We start from the raw sequence: 3113 nt of genomic DNA, 5'->3' as shown, positions 1-3113 counted from the left end.
ATTAGAAAAAATATTAGTAATTGCTTTATTTTCATATTTCCGGGTGGTCACCTAATGCTTTTGAACGCAAAAATAACCAAAATATTGGCAGGACAGGGATATTGATTTTTTTTACATCAATAGTCCGTCAAAAAAAGCCCAAATGCAGAGACGAAATGACGCAAAGTTTTTATTATGAGTTAGTTGTGATTTTTTTGGTTTTGTAATGGATTAATTATCAGTTGTTTGTTATTCCGAAGATTCGGGATAACTGAGTATTGATACATACATGTTCGATTAAATAAAAGAGATTGCTTTTCCGAATGGTCGGAATTTTCAACGACCGATTTTTTCGACAAACAAAAAATTAAATCATTTATAGTTGGCCCCTTCAGGGTCATGTCTTTATATTTGAGGGAAACAGAGCCTTCAGGGTTCTTATGTTTATAGCATTTTCTTACAAAAGATCATAATGGATAAACCCATGAGAAAAACAAACAAATTTATCTAACTGGTACGACCCACCCTGGGGGTCCATTCTCATGTAAATATCAAACCTATAATTATCTGACCTCCTTCAGGGTCATGTCTTTATACTTGAGGGAATCAGAGCCTTCAGGGTTCTTATGTTTATAGCATTCCCTTACAAAAGACCATAATGGATAAACCCATGAGAAAAACAAACAAATTTATCTAACTGGTACGACCCACCCTGGGGGTCCATTCTCATGTAAATATCAAACCTATAAATATCTGACCTCCTTCAGGGTCATGTCTTTATATTTGAGGGAAACACAGCCTTCAGGGTCATTTCTTTATACTTGAGGGAAACAGAGCCTGAAGGGCTCTTATATTTATAGCATTCCCGAAATATAAAATACCGACGCTGAAGGTGTCGTATGCTTTAGCGATTGTTAGCAATCTCTTTTATAGATGAAAAGAATTTAAAAAAAGGCACCCATATCTGACATGAGCCGACCTTTTATAAACAACCGATTGTTGCGGATTCTTTATCATTTTTGACTGCACATAAATTTCCACACATTGTGCAGTGATCTTCGTCATGGCTTTCCGATTCCTGTTTGCGTTTTCGTGCCATTTCGGGATCGAGGGCCTGTTGGTACATGGTTTCCCAATCAAGGTCGCGACGTGCTTTCGACATGGTGAAATCCCTTTCACTGGCACCATTCACTTTGTTGACCAAATCGGCGCTGTGGGCTGCTATTTTACTGGCAATAACCCCGTTTCTAACGTCTTCGGAATTGGGCAGGCAAAGATGTTCGGCAGGGGTTACATAACAGAGAAAATCGGCACCATGTATGGCGGCAACAGTTCCACCAATAGCCCCCACGATGTGGTCGTAACCGGGAGCCGAATCAGTTGTCAAGGGCCCCAAAACATAGAAGGGAGCCTCGTGGCAGATTCGTTTCATCAGCCTCATATTTGTTTCGATCTGGTCGAAAGGCATGTGTCCCGGGCCTTCCACCATTACCTGAACGCCTCTATTTCGGGCACGATCCACCAATTCCCCTAAAATCAGCAATTCAGCTATTTGTCCCCTGTCGGTGGCATCAGCGCCCGCTCCGGGTCGCAGGCCATCACCCAGACTAATGGTAACATCATGCTTTTCACAGATGTCGAGAATTCTGTCGTATTGTTCATACAGGGGGTTTTCGGCATTGTTTTCGACCATCCAGCGTTTTAGAATTGCACCTCCACGGCTAACGATGCCGCAAACCCGTTCATCGTTTTGCAAAAATGATAGGCTGGAACGGGTGACACCACAATGAAGCGTCATGAAATCCACGCCTGCTTCAGCCTGGAATTCTATTTCTTTGAAGAGTTCCTCAGGATCCAGTTGGGCCACGGCTTTTCCTTCTGCGAGCAGACGGGTTGCCACACTGTAAATGGGTACGGTTCCGACCATCACAGAGGAGACTTTCAGGATTTCCTGCAGTATTTTTCGAAGATCTCCGCCTGTTGAAAGATCCATGATGGCATCAGCTCCGTATTGGATGGCAATCTCCATTTTATCAAGTTCTTCCCTGAGATTGCAGTGCTTTTCGGAGGTTCCCAGATTGGCATTGACTTTAGTGGAGAGTCCGCCACCAATGGCCCGGGCTTCGAAATGGTGATGGATGTTTTTGGGAATTACGACCCTACCGTCAGCAATTTCCTTCCGGAGCCATTCCGGTTCAACATTTTCGACAGCAGCCACTGACCTCATTTCAGGGGTTATTTCTCCGTTTCGTGCGTATTGAAGTTGTGTTTTCATTCGTTTAAAATTATCTGATTAAAAACTGATAAAGAGTTATTGGTTTCCGGTTAAAAGATTTCCCTTTTTATCCACTTTTGGATTTCCTGAACCCGCAGGTCAAAATCCCGGGTTTGCATTAAATGACGGACCATGGCAATATTTTGTGCTCCGGCACTGAGCACCTCATTGAGGTTTTCAGGGAAAATGCCGCCAATGGCAATCACGGGCACATCGGCCATCTCCAAAACTTCTTTTAGGAGTTGGGTTCCCACCGGGGTATCGGGCCTGACTTTGGCATTGGTGGGAAAAACCGGCCCAAAACCGATGTATGCAGGGTTTTGTTTTAGTGCTTCCCTTGCCTGCTCTCGAGAGTGAGTGGACAGACCAATCTTCATCTCACCTACAACTTTTCGGGCGTCTTCCATCCGGATGTCGTCTTGCCCAAGGTGCAGATAATCGGCTTCACACAACATGGCAATGTCCGGTCGGTCATTGATTACCAGATTGGTGTGGGTGCCCCGCGTTACAGCTCTCAGGTTGCGTGCTATTTTGAGTAACGCACGGTCAGAGAGATGTTTTTCCCGTAATTGCATCATTTTGATGTTGTTTTTTACACATTTTTCTGCAATGGTGGTATAGGGAAGCTGAGGCTGAGTGATAATGATGTAAAGGCCAATATGTTGGTTGGTTGAATCTTTATCTGACATATCCCTGTTTTTAGACCGATTCTACCAATGCTTCCTGTGCCAGTTTTTCAGATATTATTCCGGCTACTTTTTGGCCCGAAAGCAGCATCCCACCGAAGATGGGGCCCATGCGGTAACTTCCGCTGGTTCCATTGGCTGCCATTCCCGAAACATAAAGACCTGGAAATACT

Annotated in this window: 2 protein-coding genes; both read right to left on the bottom strand. The window is 44.0% G+C overall.

All coding sequences use genetic code 11. The features are described 5' to 3' along the window. Positions 1-961: 961 nt before the first annotated feature. Complete coding sequence (thiC, locus tag QZZ43_RS16330; RefSeq protein ID WP_291861595.1) at positions 962-2254, bottom strand: phosphomethylpyrimidine synthase ThiC; 1293 nt, start codon at positions 2252-2254, stop codon at positions 962-964. 50 nt (positions 2255-2304) lie between these two features. Then, complete coding sequence (thiE, locus tag QZZ43_RS16325) at positions 2305-2943, bottom strand: thiamine phosphate synthase (protein WP_291861594.1); 639 nt, start codon at positions 2941-2943, stop codon at positions 2305-2307. Positions 2944-3113: the final 170 nt, after the last annotated feature.

Origin of the sequence: Marinilabilia sp. (assembly GCF_016278715.1) — a bacterium.
Classification (GTDB): Bacteria; Bacteroidota; Bacteroidia; order Bacteroidales; family Marinilabiliaceae; genus Marinilabilia.
Note: the sequence above shows the minus strand (reverse complement) of the source record. Positions and strands in the feature narration are given on the sequence as shown.